Source organism: Cupriavidus sp. WKF15, from assembly GCF_029278605.1.
Classification (GTDB): domain Bacteria; phylum Pseudomonadota; class Gammaproteobacteria; order Burkholderiales; family Burkholderiaceae; genus Cupriavidus.
This window is the reverse complement of the sequence record NZ_CP119572.1, coordinates 2,555,565-2,571,383: the sequence shown is the minus strand read 5'-3', so window position 1 is coordinate 2,571,383 and position 15,819 is coordinate 2,555,565. Positions and strand designations below refer to the sequence as shown.

General features: G+C 66.8%; 13 protein-coding genes. 7 read left to right on the top strand and 6 right to left on the bottom strand.

Annotation, left to right across the window (positions count from 1 at the left end):
* Positions 1–5 precede the first annotated feature (5 nt).
* The 3 genes from CupriaWKF_RS12005 to CupriaWKF_RS11995 all read right to left on the bottom strand — a co-directional run bounded on the left by CupriaWKF_RS12005 (position 6) and on the right by CupriaWKF_RS11995 (position 2,714).
* The gene (locus CupriaWKF_RS12005; RefSeq protein WP_276098092.1) at positions 6–1,001 is read right to left on the bottom strand and encodes a homoserine kinase; all 996 of its coding nucleotides are present in this window, start codon (positions 999–1,001) and stop codon (positions 6–8) included.
* A gap of 112 nt (positions 1,002–1,113) precedes the next feature.
* Positions 1,114–1,530 (bottom strand): hypothetical protein, encoded by a 417-nt coding sequence (locus tag CupriaWKF_RS12000; RefSeq protein ID WP_276098091.1) that lies wholly within the window; start codon positions 1,528–1,530, stop codon positions 1,114–1,116.
* 245 nt (positions 1,531–1,775) lie between these two features.
* Entirely contained in the window at positions 1,776–2,714 is a 939-nt protein-coding gene (locus CupriaWKF_RS11995) for a TIGR00730 family Rossman fold protein (RefSeq protein ID WP_276098090.1), read from the bottom strand.
* A 4-nt stretch (positions 2,715–2,718) separates the two neighbouring features.
* On the opposite strand from CupriaWKF_RS11995, the gene polA reads away from it, so the two are divergent.
* From polA to CupriaWKF_RS11975, 4 genes are all read left to right on the top strand, one after another.
* Positions 2,719–5,544, top strand: coding sequence for a DNA polymerase I (polA, locus tag CupriaWKF_RS11990; protein ID WP_276098089.1), 2,826 nt, complete (start codon positions 2,719–2,721; stop codon positions 5,542–5,544).
* A 226-nt stretch (positions 5,545–5,770) separates the two neighbouring features.
* Complete coding sequence (locus tag CupriaWKF_RS11985; RefSeq protein WP_276098088.1) at positions 5,771–7,105, top strand: NAD(P)/FAD-dependent oxidoreductase; 1,335 nt, start codon at positions 5,771–5,773, stop codon at positions 7,103–7,105.
* Positions 7,106–7,243: 138 nt separating this feature from the next.
* Complete coding sequence (locus CupriaWKF_RS11980) at positions 7,244–8,119, top strand: dienelactone hydrolase family protein (RefSeq protein WP_276098087.1); 876 nt, start codon at positions 7,244–7,246, stop codon at positions 8,117–8,119.
* A gap of 162 nt (positions 8,120–8,281) precedes the next feature.
* Positions 8,282–9,097, top strand: a complete 816-nt coding sequence (locus CupriaWKF_RS11975; protein ID WP_276100784.1) for a ZIP family metal transporter — start codon at positions 8,282–8,284, stop codon at positions 9,095–9,097.
* A gap of 15 nt (positions 9,098–9,112) precedes the next feature.
* Here the strand turns inward: CupriaWKF_RS11975 and CupriaWKF_RS11970 are convergent, their stop codons facing one another.
* From CupriaWKF_RS11970 to CupriaWKF_RS11960, 3 genes are all read right to left on the bottom strand, one after another.
* A complete protein-coding gene (locus tag CupriaWKF_RS11970; protein WP_276098086.1) occupies positions 9,113–9,976 on the bottom strand; it encodes a sulfurtransferase in 864 nt (287 codons plus the stop codon).
* Between the two features lie 33 nt (positions 9,977–10,009).
* Positions 10,010–10,933 (bottom strand): DMT family transporter, encoded by a 924-nt coding sequence (locus CupriaWKF_RS11965; RefSeq protein ID WP_276098085.1) that lies wholly within the window; start codon positions 10,931–10,933, stop codon positions 10,010–10,012.
* A gap of 209 nt (positions 10,934–11,142) precedes the next feature.
* Positions 11,143–12,246 carry an aromatic ring-hydroxylating dioxygenase subunit alpha gene (locus tag CupriaWKF_RS11960; protein ID WP_276098084.1) on the bottom strand — a complete coding sequence of 368 codons (1,104 nt, stop codon included), beginning with the start codon at positions 12,244–12,246 and terminating at the stop codon, positions 11,143–11,145.
* A gap of 368 nt (positions 12,247–12,614) precedes the next feature.
* Here CupriaWKF_RS11960 and CupriaWKF_RS11955 point away from each other — a divergent pair, with 368 nt between their 5' ends.
* The 3 genes from CupriaWKF_RS11955 to dxs are packed head-to-tail and all read left to right on the top strand — an operon-like array spanning position 12,615 to position 15,749.
* A complete protein-coding gene (locus CupriaWKF_RS11955; RefSeq protein WP_276098083.1) occupies positions 12,615–12,908 on the top strand; it encodes an exodeoxyribonuclease VII small subunit in 294 nt (97 codons plus the stop codon).
* A complete protein-coding gene (locus CupriaWKF_RS11950; RefSeq protein WP_276098082.1) occupies positions 12,905–13,789 on the top strand; it encodes a polyprenyl synthetase family protein in 885 nt (294 codons plus the stop codon). Before CupriaWKF_RS11955 ends, CupriaWKF_RS11950 begins: the two co-directional genes overlap by 4 nt.
* A gap of 43 nt (positions 13,790–13,832) precedes the next feature.
* Positions 13,833–15,749, top strand: coding sequence for a 1-deoxy-D-xylulose-5-phosphate synthase (dxs, locus tag CupriaWKF_RS11945; RefSeq protein WP_276098081.1), 1,917 nt, complete (start codon positions 13,833–13,835; stop codon positions 15,747–15,749).
* The last annotated feature ends 70 nt before the right edge of the window (positions 15,750–15,819 follow it).

The window sequence follows — 15,819 nt, the reverse complement described above, 5'->3', positions numbered from 1 at the left end:
ACCAGTCAGATCCAGGCGAGCGCGGCGGCGTCGGCCGTCATGGCAAGGCGCCGGCGCAGGATGCGTTCGAAATGGGTCGGGTCATGCGGCTGGAGCATGTCGGCTTCGCGCGGAAGGTAGAAATCCCACAGGCGCGATACCCAGAAGCGCAGCGCGCCCGCGCGCAGCATGTCGCGCCAGTGCGCGGCTTCGGTGGCGGTGAGCGGCCGAACCGCATGATAGGCCCGCACCAGTGCCTGTGCCCGGACATTGTCCAGCTCGCCGGTGGCCAGATCGATGCACCAGTCGTTGACGGTCACGGCCAGGTCGAACAGCCACTTGTCGTTGCCGGCGAAATAGAAATCGAAGAAACCGCCGAGGCGGTGGTGACCCTTGCCGTCTTCCTCGAACAGCGCGTTGTCGCGGAACAGGTCGCAGTGACACGGGCCGCCCTGCATGGCCGCATAGTCGGCGCTGCCAAAGAAGGCCGCCTGGTGCGCGATTTCCTGCTGCAGCAACGTGCGTTGCTGCGCGTCGAGGAACGGCACGATCTCCGCCTCGGTCTGTTGCCACCACGGCAGGCTGCGCAGGTTGGGCTGGCTGCGCGGATAGTCCTGGCCGGCCACGTGCATGCGCGCGAGCATGTCGCCGACCTGCGCGCAGTGCTCGGCATCAGGCTTGAGCTGGGACGCGCCCGGCAGGCGCGTGACGATGGTCGCGGGCTTGCCCTTGAGCGCGCGCAGGATCTCGCCGTCGCGCGCCGGGATCGGCGCGGGCACGGTGATGCCGCGCGCGGCCAGGTGCGCCATCAGGTGCAGGTAATAGGGCAGCTGGTCGAACGTGAGCCGCTCGAAGATGGTCAGCACGTACTCGTGCGTGCGGCCATCCTGCTCCGTGGTCAGAAAGAAGTTGCTGTTCTCGATGCCGGAGGCGATGCCGCGCAATGCGCGGACTTCGCCAAGGTCGTAGTCAAGCAGCCAGCGGGCGATCTCGTCCTGCGAGACCGTGGTGAATACGGCCATACTTGTCGTGTGATGCGAAACGGAAAGCGGCGGCACACAGGTGCCGCCGCCGCGGCAAGACTGCCGGAGGACCGACGCGGCCCGGGTTCGCCCGGGCCGTGGGTAGTCGGAATCAGAACGTCAGATTGACCGAAGGCACGCGATTGACGTCATGCTCGCGGATCTTGGGCGAGCTGTCCTCCGGCTTGCTCATCTGGTACTTGGTGCCGAACCCGGACTTGACCTGGATATCGGTGGCGCGGCCCTTGTCGCGGTATTCGCGCACCTGCGTGCCATCGCGCTCGTTGAGCTGGAAGCTCGGCTGGCGCGGCTGGTTGATCTGCGTCTGGGCGGCCGGCGCGATCGGCTGGCTGTTGATCCGGTTCAGTTCCTGCTGCGTCAGGGCGTTGCTTTCCTCGGCGGGCTGCGCCAGGGCTACGCCGGGCAACACCAGCGCCAGCACCGCGGCGGCCAGGGCCAGGCGCGGTGTCCGGGAGGTGGCTGCCGCTGTGCTTGCAGGCTCGGCGGACCGGAGTGAGGGGGAGTTCATCAGGGGGCTCCTGTGTCGCAAAGCGGTCGATACGGCACGCTGTGCGGCGGAATGCGGCGTTGGCTCGGGCGTTGGCTCGGCGTTGGCTGCTTCCCGGCGGCGCCGGGATTGGCAAGCTGATAGCTCCTATTCTAGCAATTCCTGCCGTGAACGGGCCGCTGCCGTGGCCTGTGGGGCACCCCGGCAACGCCGCAACGGGGGCCTATGCGCCAGTGACGCCGGCCTCCCTTGCGCCCGGTTTAGTCTTACAGGTAGAACATTTCTTCCTTGGGCGGAATCGGCTTGTCGCCGCCGCGCTGCTCGTAGTACTCATAGACCGCTTCCAGCACTTCATGCGGCTCGTCGACGATCTTCATCAGGTCGAGGTCGTGCTCGGCAATCAGGCCCATCGGCAGCAGCGTGAAGCGGAACCAGTCCAGCAGGCCCTTCCAGAAGCGGCTGCCGAACATCACCACGGGCACGGAACGGGACTTGCCGGTCTGTACCAGCGTCAGCACCTCGGCGAGTTCATCGAGCGTGCCGAAACCGCCCGGCATGACGATGAAGGCATCGGAGTTCTTGACGAAGGTGACCTTGCGCGTGAAGAAATGGCGGAACCGCATGGCAATGTCCTGGTACGGATTGCCCTGCTGTTCGTGCGGCAGTTCGATATTCAGGCCGACGCTGGCCGACTTGCCGGCGTGCGCGCCCTTGTTGGCCGCTTCCATGATGCCGGGGCCGCCGCCGGAGATCACCGCAAAGCCGGCATCCGAGAACAGCCGCGCGATTTCGATGGTGCGCTGGTAGTAAGGCGAGTCCTCGCGCAGGCGCGCGCTGCCGTAGATCGAGACCGCCGGCCGGATCTCCGACAGGTACTCGGTGGCCTCGATGAACTCTGCCATAATCGTGAACATTTGCCACGAGGCGCGCGCCTTCTTCGCGGTTGCGCGGTCTTCGTCGGCCAGCGCACGCAGGCTGGGAATCATCTTGCGCGGATTGGCACGCGACGCGGCGCCATCCGCGGCCGGCTGCGCGGGGTTGCCAGCGGCGGCGGCATCGGCCGCGCGGGCGACCGCAGCCGCGTGTTCGGAAGCAGCTTCCGGCGGGGGTTGTACGGTATCGCCGGAGATATCGGAAACATCCGGGTCGGCAAGGGGGGCGGTCGAAGCACCGCCTGCTGCAGCACCAGTCAATTTAGAGTCCATGGGAATGTCGGATAGTCCAAAAACACTCTTGCTCGTCGATGGATCGAGCTATTTGTATCGCGCTTATCACGCGCTGCCGGACCTGAGGAATGGTGAGGGTCTGCCCACAGGGGCAATCTACGGCATGATCAACATGCTGCGCAAGCTGCGCAACGATTACCCGGCAGAGTATAGCGCCTGCGTGTTCGACGCCAAGGGCAAGACCTTCCGCGACGAACTGTATCCGGCGTACAAGGAGCACCGTCCGTCGATGCCGGAAGACCTGGCGCGCCAGATCGAGCCGATCCATGAAGCCGTGCGTGCGCTGGGCTGGCCCATCGTCGTGGTGGAAGGCGTCGAGGCCGACGACGTGATCGGCACCCTGGCCAGGCAGGCCGGCGAGCAGGGCGTGCGCACGGTGGTGTCCACCGGCGACAAGGACCTCGCGCAGCTCGTCAATGACCACGTCACGCTGGTCAATACCATGAGCGGCGAAGTGCTCGACCCGCCCGGCGTGAACAACAAGTTCGGCGTGCCGCCCGAGCGCATCGTCGACTATTTGTCGCTGATCGGCGACGCGGTCGACAACGTGCCCGGCGTGCCCAAGGTGGGACCCAAGACCGCGGTGAAATGGCTGACCGAACATGGCACGCTTGACGCCATCATGGCCAACGCCGACAGCATCAAGGGCGTGGTTGGCGAGAACCTGCGCAATACGCTCGACTGGCTGCCGAAGGCGCGCGAGCTGGTCACGGTCAAGACCGACTGCGACCTCGCCGATGCCGTGGCGGACTTCCATGCGCTCAGGGAAGTCGGCGAGGACAAGGAGAAGCTGGTGGCCTTCTTCTCGCGCTATGGCTTCAAGACCTGGCTGCGCGAGCTGACCGGCGAAAGCCTGCCCGATGCGCGCGCGCAGGCACGCGCCCGCGCCGCAGCCGCGCCCGCGCAGGGCGGCCTGTTCGATGCGCCGGCCACGCCTTCGGCGTCGGCCACTGAAGTGGCACAGGCGCAGGACGATACCGCGCCGAGCGAGATCCGCTACGAGATGGTGATCACCGACGCCGGCTTCGAAGCGTGGATGCAGCGCATCGAAAGCGCGCCGCTGACGGCGATCGACACCGAGACCACCTCGCTCGATCCGATGCGGGCGCAACTGGTCGGCATCTCGCTGTCCGTGGAGCCGGGCGAGGCCTGCTATATCCCGGTGGGACACCGCGGCCCGGATGTCGCCGGGATGGACAATCACGGCCAGCTTTCGCGCGATGCGGTGCTGGCGCGCATGCGTGCCTGGCTCGAGGACGAGAGCAAGCCCAAGCTCGGCCAGAACATCAAGTACGACATGCACGTATTTGCCAACCACGGCGTGACCTTGCGCGGCATCGCGCAGGACACCATGCTCGAGAGCTACGTGCTGGCCTCGCACCGCAACCACGGCATGGACAGCCTGGCCGAGCGCCTGCTGAACCTGAAGACCATCACCTACGAGGAGGTCTGCGGCAAGGGCGCGAGCCAGATCGGCTTCGACCAGATCGACCTCGCGCGCGCGACCGAGTACGCGGCCGAGGACGCCGACGTGACGCTGCGCCTGCACCGCAAGATGTTCCCCGAGGTGCAGGCCGCGCCGGGCCTGCGCCACGTGTACGACGAGATCGAGATCCCGGTGTCGGTGGTGCTGCAGAAGATCGAACGCAACGGCGTGCTGATCGATGCCGAGCGGCTCGCTGCGCAGAGCGCCGACCTGGGCCAGCGCATGCTCGCGCTCGAGCAGGCCGCGTACGACGCGGCGGGGCAGCCGTTCAACCTGGGCTCGCCCAAGCAGATCGGCGAGATCCTGTTCAACCAGATGAAGCTGCCGGTGGTCAAGAAGACCGCGAGCGGCGCGCCGTCGACCGACGAAGAGGTGCTGCAGAAGCTGGCCGAGGACTATCCGCTGCCCAAGCTGCTGCTCGACTACCGCGGCCTGGCCAAGCTCAAGTCCACCTATACGGACAAGCTGCCGAAGATGGTCAACCCGCACACCGGCCGCGTGCATACCAGCTACGGGCAGGCGACCGCGGTGACAGGCCGGCTGGCGTCGACGGACCCGAACCTGCAGAACATCCCCGTGCGCACGGAGGAAGGGCGGCGCATCCGCGAAGCGTTCATCGCGCCGCCGGGCAGCGTGATCGTGTCGGCCGACTACTCGCAGATCGAGTTGCGCATCATGGCCCATATCTCGGGCGACGAGAACCTGCTGCGCGCGTTCGCCAATGGCGAGGACATCCACCGCGCCACCGCGGCGGAGATCTTCAGCGTGGAGCGCGAGGCCGTCAGCAGCGAGCAGCGCCGCTATGCCAAGGTGATCAACTTCGGCCTGATCTACGGCATGAGCGCGTTCGGGCTGGCCAGCAACCTTGGCATCGAGCGCGAGGCGGCCAAGCACTATATCGACCGCTACTTCATGCGCTACCCGGGCGTCGCGCAGTATATGGAGGACACGCGCCAGACCGCGCGCGAACAGGGCTACGTCGAGACTGTGTTCGGCCGGCGCCTGTGGCTGCCGGACATCAACGGCGGCAGCGGCCCGCGCCGCCAGGCGGCCGAGCGCGCGGCCATCAACGCGCCCATGCAGGGCACCGCGGCAGACCTGATCAAGTTGTCGATGATCGCGGTGCAGGGCTGGCTGGAGCGCGACCGGTTGCAGACGCGCCAGATCATGCAGGTGCATGATGAACTGGTGCTCGAAGTGCCGCAGGACGAACTGGAAGTGGTCAAGGTCAGGCTGCCCGAACTGATGTGTTCGGTGGCGCAGTTGCGTGTGCCGCTGGTTGCGGAAGTCGGCACCGGCGCGAACTGGGAAGAAGCGCACTGAGCGCGCACTGAGACCGCGTTGCGCACGCAATAGAGATACGGCCGGGAGTACCCGGCCGTATTCATTTGCATGCCCTTGAAGCCGTGGAAATACGACACCCGATGTATCGAATGAAGCGACTGCTGAATCGGTAAATGCCGTCTTGCCTGTTCTGCTGCAATGCAGCAGACTGGGGGCAAATGCCAAATGGCCAGCGTTTCTCAGCAATAAAAGCATCGGGTAGACCATGACAACAGGAGCAGACGGCAGGGCGCATCGCATTATTGTGGTAGGGGGCGGGGCAGGTGGACTGGAGCTGGTGACGCGGCTGGGCGACAAGCTCGGCAAGAAGGGCGTTGCCGAAGTAGTGCTCGTGGACCGCTTGCCCACGCATATCTGGAAACCGCTGCTGCATGAAGTTGCCGCGGGCAGCATGGATCCCAACACACACCAGCTCGAATATGCGGCGCAGGCGCGCTGGCACCACTTCGAGTTCCAGCAGGGCGAGCTGACCGGTATCGATCGCACGCGCAAGACGATCTCGCTTGCCTCGTGCCTGGACCAGGACGGCGCGGAACTGCTGCCGGCGCGGGAACTGGCGTACGACACGCTGGTGCTGGCGATTGGCTGCGTGACGCACTTCTTCGGCGTGCCAGGCGCGGCCGAGCATGCGATCGCGCTCGATACCGTCGCGCAGGCCGAGCGCTTCCGCCGCCGGCTGATCGCGGCCTGCGTGCGCGCGCAGAATGGGCGCGGGCGCGTCGGTGACGACGGCCGGTCGCGCGTGGACGTGGCCATCATCGGCGCCGGCGCGACCGGCGTCGAGCTTTCGGCCGAGCTGCGCAATACCGCGCACGTGCTCAATGCCTACGGCCTGCACCAGCTCGATCCGCGCCGCGATGTGCGCATCCATGTGATCGAGGCTGGGCCGCGCATCCTGCCGGCGCTGTCCGAACGGGTTTCGGCCGAGACCACCAAGCTGCTGCGCAAGCTCGACGTCGACGTCTTCACCAGCGAGCGTGTGACCGAGGTGACGACGGAGGCGGTGCTGACCGCGAGCGGCAAGCGCATCGACGCCGACCTGACCGTGTGGGCGGCGGGCATCACCGCGCCGCCGGTACTGGCCGCGCTGGGCCTGCCCGTCAGCCGGCAGGGCCAGATCCTGGTGCGTCCGACGTTGCAGAGCGAAGGCGATCCAGACATCTTCGCATTCGGCGATTGCGCGAGCTGCCCGTGGCCCGAAAAGCAGGCCGCGGTGCCGCCGCGCGCCCAGGCCGCGCACCAGCAGGCCACCTTCCTGTTCGAGGCGCTGCGCGCGCGGCTGGCCGGCAAGCCGCTGCCGGAATTCGCCTTCAAGGATTTCGGCTCGCTGGTGTCGCTCGGGCATTTCAGCGCGGTCGGCAGCCTGATGGGCGGGCTGATCGGCGGCTCGATGTTTATCGAGGGACTGATGGCGCGCTTCATGTACACCTCGCTCTACCGCATGCACGTGCTGGCGCTGCATGGCGCGGTCGGCATGGGGCTGGATACGGTAACCCACTGGCTGCGCAGCAAGACCAGTCCGCGCGTGAAGCTCCACTGAGGCTCCACTGAAGCTCCACTGAGCGGCCCCCGCGTGAGGGCGGCTGCACGTGACGGCATGTTTGCTTAGAATCGGCGGTTGGCGTCCCGCGGGCCTCCCCTCACGGGCGCCCAACCCGCAACGATCCTGGAGACATGCATGCTGAAACCCGAAGTGGAGAGCCTGGTACCCGGACAGGCGTTCAATCGCCGCGGCTTCGTCAAGACTGCGCTGGGCTCCGCGTTCGCGGCGGCCGCGCTGCCGGCGATGGCACAGGCGATCAAGACCGACTTCGCGGGCCTGACCGCCGGCGAAGTGACGATTCCTTCGGGCGGTTTCAGCATGCCCGCCTACCGCGCCCAGCCCGAGGGCAAGACGAAGCTGCCGGTGGTGCTGGTGGTCAGCGAGATCTTCGGCGTGCATGAGCATATCGCCGACGTCTGCCGCCGCTTCGCCAAGCTCGGCTACCTGGCCATTGCGCCGGAACTGTTTGCGCGCCAGGGCGACCCGCAGAGCTTCGGCACCATCCAGGAACTGCAGGCCAACCTGATTTCCAGAGTGCCGGACGCGCAGGTCATGGGCGACCTGGACGCCGCCACGGCCTGGGCCGGCGCCAACGGCGGCGACCTGTCGCGGCTCGCCATCACGGGCTTCTGCTGGGGCGGCCGCATCACGTGGCTGTACGCCACGCACAATGAGAAGCTCAAGGCCGCCGTGGCCTGGTACGGGCAACTGACCGGCCAGCCCACACCGCTGAAGCCGAAGAACCCGCTGGACCTGGTGGCCGCGCTCGACGCGCCGGTACTCGGCCTGTACGGCGGCAAGGACACCGGCATCACGCAGGACCAGGTGGAGACGATGAGGGCAGCGCTGGCTGTGTCGCCCGATCCGGATGCCAGGGCGTCGAAAATCATCGTCTACCCGGAGTCCGGCCACGCCTTCAATGCCGATTACCGGCCCAGCTACCGCGAGGCGGATGCCAAGGACGGCTGGGCGAAGTGCCTGGACTGGTTGCGCCGGCACGGCGTCGCCTGATCAGGTCCGGCGCGCCCGGGCCGGCCAAGGATTGCAAAATCGGCGCCGGAATACGTACAATGCGGCCTTCCAGTTGTTGCAACATTGTTGCGTTTGCCATCCGCCTGGCGCCGGGCGGATGCGGCACGGCCGCCCCGGGAGCCCATCATCCACTCGACCCTTCTGTATATCCTGCTCGCCGCCACCATTTCCGGCGTGGGCAGCATTTTCGGCGCGGCGCTGCTGTCGCTGACAATGGCCTCGCGCGTGGTCGAGCGCATGGTCAGCTTCTCGGTCGGCGTGCTGCTGGCGACGGCCTTGCTTCACTCGCTTCCGGAGGCATTCGAATCCGGCGCCGATCCTCGGGCACTGTTCGGCACGCTGCTGGCGGGCCTGCTGGGCTTCTTCCTGCTGGAAAAGATCTCGCTGCTTCGCCATTCGCACCACCATGAGGGCGACGGGCACCACCATCACCACGGGCACGACCGCGAGGAGGCCGGCCGCAGCGGCCTGACCATCCTGGTCGGCGACACCTTCCACAACTTTGCCGACGGCATCGTGATCGCGGCGGCCTTCCTGGCCGACCCGCATATTGGCCTCGTCACGGCGCTGGCAATTGCGGCGCACGAAATCCCGCAGGAAGTCGGGGACTTCATCGTGCTGCTCAACGCGGGGTTCTCGAAGTCGCGCGCGTTCGCCTTCAACCTGCTGTCGAGCGTCGCGGCCGTGGCTGGCGGGCTGGTGGGCTACTTCCTGCTCGATCAGATGAGCGGCTGGATCCCGTATGTGCTGGTGATCGCGTCGAGCAGTTTCCTGTACATCGCCGTCAGCGACCTGATGCCGCAGATGCAGCGCAAGCCGCGCTGGCGCGAGTCGGCCATCCAGGTGGTGCTGGTGGCCGCCGGCATCACGGCGATCGTCTTCATCACGAATGGTGTCCACGAGCGCCATGCCCGTGGCGTCCACGGCTACGCCGCGCCGGCGGTGGCGGCCGACTGAGCGTTCAGGGCAGGCTCAACCCGCGACGCCCCTTGCAACGGGGCGGGCCGGATCGGCGCACCATTCGCTCCAGGAGCCCGGATACAGTGCGGCGCCTTCCAGGCCGGCAACTTCCAGCGCGAGCAGGTTGTGGCACGCGGTGACGCCGGAGCCACATTGCATCACGGCGTTTGTCGCCGCATGCTGGCCCAGCACTGCCGCAAACTCGGCGCGCAGTTCGGCCGCTGGCTTGAACTGGCCTTCCGCTGTCAGGTTGTCCTTGAAGAAGCGGTTCGCTGCGCCGGGGATATGTCCGCCAACGGGGTCGAGCGTCTCGTTCTCGCCGCGGAAGCGGTCCGGCGCACGCGCATCCACGACCAGCCGCGTTGGCTGGTCCAGGTTTTCGAGCAGCGCGGCGGCGTCCACGATTGCGACCAGCGGCTCACCGCGCGCCAGATTGCCCGGTGTCTCGGGTTCGGGCGTCGCGCCATGTTCCAGCGGCAGTCCTGCCTTGACCCACGCGAGCTTGCCGCCATCGAGCACGGTCACGGCGGCGTGGCCGATCCAGCGCAGCATCCACCACAGCCGGGCGGCGTACATGCCGCCCTGTGCGTCGTAGGCGACGACTTCGGTGTCGCGGTTCACGCCGAGCGCGCGCAGGCGGGCCGTGAAGGTATCGGGGTCGGGCAGGGGATGGCGGCCGTTGCTGCCGGTCTTCGGTCCCGACAGCTCATTGTCGAGATGCAGGTAGAACGCGCCGGGCAAATGGCCCTGGTGGTAGGCTTCGCGGCCGGCGGCCGGGTTGGCCAGGTCAAAGCTGCAATCGATGACGACGACGTGGCGCGCGGGCGTGGCCTGCAGGGCCTGCAGCGCGGCGACGGAGATCAGCGGGTTTGGCATGGGGCTCCTGAGCGATCGGTGTTCGGGAAAATGCTACACCTCCGGATGTACTTCCGCCTCGGGCGATTTGACCGGGGTGTCCGGCGTCGGCTTGTGTCCGGAATCCTGGCGCGCGCGGGCCAGCGTGGTGGCGATGCCGCTGGCGACGATCAGCCCCATGCCCAGCCACGAGATCCAGTTGAGCCGGTCCGACCAGATCAGCATGCCCCAGATGCTCGCGAACACGATGCCGGCGTACTGCAGGTTGGCGGTCAGCAGCGTATTGCCGCGCTTGTAGGCGCGCGTCATGGCGGTCTGGCCGAGCGTGGCCAGGATGCCGATGGCGACCAGCAGGGCCGCGCCGTGCCAGGTGTGCGCGCTGGGCCCGGAATACAGCATCCAGACCAGGCCGACTGCCAGGCCCACGGCCGAGAAGTAGAAGACGATGCGGTGCTCGGGCTCGCCAAGCTGTCCGAGCTGCCGGACCTCGACATAGGCCAGCGCGGTGAACATGCCGGAAATCAGGCCGACCAGGCCGCCCGTGAGCTGGTCCTTGCCCACCGAGGGCTGCAGCAGGAACAGGACCCCGGCGAACGACATCAGGATGGCCACGATCAGCTTCTTGTCGGCGTTGCCCGCCGTGCCCGCGAGCGCGGCACTGGCACCCAGGATCAGCGCGATCCACACCGGCGACATGTAGTTCAGCGTCATGGCCGTGGCCAGCGGTAGCAGGGTGATCGACGTGAACCACAGCAGCAGCGCGGTCACGCCAAACACGCTGCGCTTGACGTGCGTAAGCATGTGCGGCGTGCGCACCGAGACGCCCTGCGAGGCCATCAGCGCCCACATGATGCCGGCGCCGATCACGCTGCGATAGAAGACGATTTCGCCCGTGGTGTAGAACTCGGATGCCAGCTTGACGCCCACCCCCATCAACGAGAACGAGAAGGCGGCAAACAACATCCAGAGCGATTGCATGGCAAGGGGAGGAGGAGGCGGATCGAATGGCGCGCGAGGGGGGCTTCATGGTGCGGCGGCCCCGCGTCGCGAATCGGGGCGGTGAGGCAGTACAGCCCCACCGGGCAGCCATTGTAGCGTGCGTTGTGGCGCCGCCAACGCAAAACGGACCGCCTGGGCGGTCCGTTCCTGCTGGCCTTGTGCGGTAATCGCCCGCCGTTCGATGCCCCTCAGCCCTGATAGGCCATGGCGCGCCGGTACCATTCATGGAAGTGCTGCATGCCGTCTTCCATCGGCGACTGGTACGGACCGACCTCGCTGGTGCCGCGCCTGAGCAACGCCAGGCGGCCGGCATCCATGCGTTCGGCGATCTCGTCATCCTCGATGCAGGTTTCCATGTAGGCGGCGCGCTCGGCCTCGACGAACTCGCGCTCGAACAGCGTGATTTCCTCGGGATAGTAGAACTCGACCACGTTGCGGGTCTTGCGCGGCCCCATGGGGTGCAGCGTGGAGACCACCAGCACATTGGGGTACCACTCCACCATGATGTTGGGGTAGTACGTCAGCCAGATCGCGCCGTGCTTGGGCAGCACGCCGTTGTTGAAGCGCAGGACCTCGTCGTGCCACTTCTGGTACGTCATGCTGCCGGGCCGCTTCAGGCCGGCGTGCAAGCCCACGGTCTGCACGCTGTGCCACTCGCCGAACTCCCACTTCAGGTCGTCGCACGAGACGAAGCTGCCCAGTCCCGGGTGGAACGGCACGACGTGGTAGTCCTCCAGATAGACCTCGATGAAGGTCTTCCAGTTGTAGTTGCACTCGTGGACCTCGACGTGGTCGAGCATGTAGCCTTCGAAGTTCAGGTCCTCGGCCACGCCCAGCCTGGCCAGGTCGGCGCGCACGTCGCGCTTGCCGTCGAACAGCAGGCCGTTCCAGTTCTGCAGCGGCGAGCGCTTCAGGTGAAGGCAGGGCTGCCGGTCGAAATGTGGCGCGCCGAGCAGTTCGCCCTTCAGGTCGTAGGTCCAGCGGTGCAGCGGGCAGACGATGTTCTTCGAGTTGCCCTTGCCGTTGAGCATGATGGCCTGGCGATGGCGGCAGACGTTGGACATCAGCTCCACGCCAGCCGCATTGCGGACCAGCATGCGGCCCTCGTCCTCCGCCTTGAGCGTGTGGTAGTCGCCTACCTCGGGGACCATCAGTTCGTGGCCGACATAGCCCGGGCCATTCCTGAACAGCAGTTCTAGTTCTTGTTGATACAACGCCTCGTCGAAATAGACATCCACGGGCAGTTGCGTATCAGCCGGCGCCAGTTTGAGCGCGGTGCTGAGATTGGACATTATCCCCACTCCCAGATAACAGGTGAAAGCAGTGAACAACCCAACCATCGAAAAATGAATCGATTTGGGAAACACTTGTCGACCGGCGTTGCGAGCCTGGCAGGGCCTGCGCGGACTGCGGCGACGAGCCGGGGATTGTACCCCACCCCAAAAAGTTAAGGGCCTGATTTTTTTGCCTTTTTAGCGAAAAAGTCGACCCGGGTCGTCATCGGGGTGCCGTACCGGGCGCATTCGGAAAGACGACCCGAGCGCACAAGTCACATTCCGGTCAAGAGGCGCATCCGGGTGATGTATGCGGCCAGGATCGGGGTGGGGCGGGGCCCGCGTTTGGCGTAAAATCCGGGCTTCCCACTGTTCCAGGGCCTGACATGCCAAAAACCACGACCGATCCGGTCCCGACCGACGACACTGCGACAGGCTCCGTGCCGCCCGCTTCGTATGAAGCGGCGATGGCCGAGCTCGAGACGCTGGTGGCGAGCATGGAAAGCGGCGAGTTGCCGCTGGAAGCCTCGCTGGCGGCGTACCGCCGCGGCGCCGAGCTGGTCCGCTATTGCCAGCAGAAGCTCGAGCGGGTGGAGCAGCAGGTCAGGGTACTCGAGGGCGACGTGCTGAAGCCCATGACCGGTGATGCCGGCAACACCAACGGCCTGGAGCAGGAATGACCGATTTTGCAAGCTGGATGCGGGCGCAGGGCGCCCGGACCGAGGCCGCGCTGGACCAGGCGTTGCCAAATGCCGACACCGTGCCGCATACACTGCACGAGGCCATGCGTTATGCTGTGCTCGGCGGCGGCAAGCGCGTGCGGCCGTTGCTGGTGCATGCTGCCGGCGAAGTGACGGGTGCGAGTGCCGAGGCGTGCGACGCCGCGGCCTGCGCGGTGGAGATGATCCACGCCTATTCGCTGGTGCATGATGACATGCCCTGCATGGACGACGACGACCTGCGCCGCGGCCGCCCGACCGTGCACAAGGCCTATGACGAGGCCACCGCGCTGCTCGTGGGCGACGCGCTGCAGACCCAGGCGTTCATCGTGCTGGCCCAGGCGCAGGCGGTGCGGCCCGAGGCGCGGCTGAAGCTGGTGGCCGAACTGGCCGTGGCTTCTGGCTCCGTCGGCATGGCCGGCGGGCAGGCCATCGACCTGCAGAACGTCGGCAAGGCCATGTCGCGCGAGGCGCTCGAAGCCATGCACCGCATGAAGACCGGCGCGCTGCTGCGCGCGAGCGTGCGCATGGGCGCGCTGTGTGGTGAAATCGACGCACATGGCCTGGCCGCGCTGGACCGATACGCCGCGGCCGTGGGATTGGCGTTTCAGGTGGTGGACGATATTCTGGACGTCACCGCCGATACCGCCACGCTGGGCAAGACGGCGGGCAAGGACGCCGCGCACGACAAGCCGACCTATGTCTCGCTGATGGGACTGGAAGCGGCGCGCGCATTGGCGGCCGAGCTGCGCCAGTCCGCGCACGACGCCCTTGCCGGATTCGGCGAGCGGGCGACCCGCCTGGCCGATCTGGCTGACCTGATCGTGCTGCGCACACATTGAACTGACAAGCCGGACAGCAGAAACCGGCGGCCGAACGGACATCATGACCTACGCACTGCTCAAAAAGATTGACGCCCCCGCAGACCTGCGCAAGCTGGACCGGCGCGAATTGCGGACACTGGCCGATGAACTTCGCGCCTATGTGCTGGAGTCGGTCTCGCAGACTGGCGGCCACCTGTCGTCGAACCTCGGCACGGTGGAACTGACCATCGCGCTGCACTACGTCTTCCATACCCCTGACGACCGCGTGGTCTGGGACGTGGGCCATCAGAGTTATCCGCACAAGATCCTGACCGGCCGGCGCGACCGCATGAACACGCTGCGCCAGTTCGGCGGCATCTCGGGCTTCCCGCGCCGCAGCGAAAGCGAGTACGACACCTTCGGCACGGCGCATTCGTCGACCTCGATCTCGGCCGCGCTGGGCATGGCCCTGGGTGCGCGCACGCTTGGCGAGAAGCGTGTGTCGATCGCCGTGATCGGCGACGGGGCAATGACCGCGGGCATGGCCTTCGAGGCCTTGAACAATGCCGGCGTCTACAAGGACCTGCCGCTGCTGGTGGTGCTGAATGACAACGACATGTCGATTTCGCCGCCGGTGGGCGCGCTCAACAAGCACCTGGCGCGGTTGCTGAGCGGCCAGTTCTACGCGGCCACCAAGAAGGGTCTCGAGAAAGTGTTGTCGGTGGCGCCGCCGGTGCTGGAGTTCGCCAAGCGCTTCGAGGAACACGCCAAGGGCATGATGGTGCCGGCGACGCTGTTCGAGGAGTTCGGCTTCAACTACATCGGGCCGATCGACGGCCACGACCTCGATTCGCTGGTGCCGACGCTGCAGAACATCCGCAAGCGCGCGCTCGAAGGCGCGGGTCCGATGTTCCTGCACGTGGTGACCAAGAAGGGCCAGGGCTACAAGCTGGCCGAGGCCGATCCGATCCTCTATCACGGCCCGGGCAAGTTCAACCCGGCCGAAGGCATCCGCCCGGCCGCCAAGCCGGCCCGCAAGACCTATACGCAGGTCTTCGGCGACTGGCTGTGCGACATGGCCGCTGCCGACAAGCGCCTGATCGGCATTACGCCGGCGATGCGCGAAGGCTCGGGCATGGTCGAGTTCGAGAAGCGCTTCCCGGATCGCTACTACGACGTCGGCATCGCCGAGCAGCACGCGGTGACGTTCGCGGGCGGCATGGCCTGCGAGGGCCTGAAGCCGGTCGTGGCGATCTACTCGACGTTCCTGCAGCGCGGCTATGACCAGCTGATCCACGACGTGGCGCTGCAGAACCTGCCGGTGGTGTTCGCGCTGGACCGCGCGGGCCTCGTGGGCGCCGATGGCGCCACGCACGCGGGTGCCTACGATATCGCGTATCTGCGCTGCATCCCCAACATGATGGTGACGACGCCGTCCGACGAGAACGAGTGCCGCCAGTTGCTGACGACCGCGTTCCACCAGGATTGCCCGACCGCCGTGCGCTATCCGCGCGGCGCCGGCCAGGGCGTGGCGATCGAGGCGGCGCTGACGGACGTGCCGGTCGGCAAGGGCGTGATGCGCCGCACCGGCGGCGCGCGCGCGGGCCAGCGCGTGGCGTTCCTGGGCTTCGGCTCGATGGTGCATCCTGCGCTCGGCGCGGCGCAGGCGCTGGACGCATCGGTGGCCGACATGCGCTTCGTCAAGCCGCTCGACGTCGAGCTGGTCAAGCGTCTCGCCAGCGGGCACGACTACCTGGTGACGGTGGAAGAGGGCAGCGTCATGGGTGGCGCCGGCAGCGCCGTGCTCGAGGCGCTGGCCGAAGCGGGCATCGACATCCCGGTGCTGGTGCTGGGCCTGCCCGACCGCTTCATCGATCATGGCGACCCGGCCCTGCTGCTGTCGCAGTGCGGGCTCGATGCCGCTGGAATCGAACGTTCCGTGCGCGAGCGCTTCGGCATTGGCCAGACGCCCGTCGCGATCGCTTCGCGCGTGGCCTGACGCACGCACGGTACGGGTGCGCGATCACCCGTACGACCTGTAAGGGTACGGAGCCGCTTCCGGCGGCTCC

Excerpts from the sequence above, each read along its gene's own strand:
- CupriaWKF_RS12005 (WP_276098092.1), bottom strand. The coding sequence starts at position 1,001 with ATGGCCGTATTCACCACGGTCTCGCAGGACGAGATCGCCCGCTGGCTG.
- CupriaWKF_RS12000 (WP_276098091.1), bottom strand. The coding sequence starts at position 1,530 with ATGAACTCCCCCTCACTCCGGTCCGCCGAGCCTGCAAGCACAGCGGCA.
- CupriaWKF_RS11995 (WP_276098090.1), bottom strand. The coding sequence starts at position 2,714 with ATGGACTCTAAATTGACTGGTGCTGCAGCAGGCGGTGCTTCGACCGCC.
- polA (WP_276098089.1), top strand. The coding sequence starts at position 2,719 with ATGTCGGATAGTCCAAAAACACTCTTGCTCGTCGATGGATCGAGCTAT.
- CupriaWKF_RS11985 (WP_276098088.1), top strand. The coding sequence starts at position 5,771 with ATGACAACAGGAGCAGACGGCAGGGCGCATCGCATTATTGTGGTAGGG.
- CupriaWKF_RS11980 (WP_276098087.1), top strand. The coding sequence starts at position 7,244 with ATGCTGAAACCCGAAGTGGAGAGCCTGGTACCCGGACAGGCGTTCAAT.
- CupriaWKF_RS11970 (WP_276098086.1), bottom strand. The coding sequence starts at position 9,976 with ATGCCAAACCCGCTGATCTCCGTCGCCGCGCTGCAGGCCCTGCAGGCC.
- CupriaWKF_RS11965 (WP_276098085.1), bottom strand. The coding sequence starts at position 10,933 with ATGCAATCGCTCTGGATGTTGTTTGCCGCCTTCTCGTTCTCGTTGATG.
- CupriaWKF_RS11960 (WP_276098084.1), bottom strand. The coding sequence starts at position 12,246 with ATGTCCAATCTCAGCACCGCGCTCAAACTGGCGCCGGCTGATACGCAA.
- CupriaWKF_RS11955 (WP_276098083.1), top strand. The coding sequence starts at position 12,615 with ATGCCAAAAACCACGACCGATCCGGTCCCGACCGACGACACTGCGACA.
- CupriaWKF_RS11950 (WP_276098082.1), top strand. The coding sequence starts at position 12,905 with ATGACCGATTTTGCAAGCTGGATGCGGGCGCAGGGCGCCCGGACCGAG.
- dxs (WP_276098081.1), top strand. The coding sequence starts at position 13,833 with ATGACCTACGCACTGCTCAAAAAGATTGACGCCCCCGCAGACCTGCGC.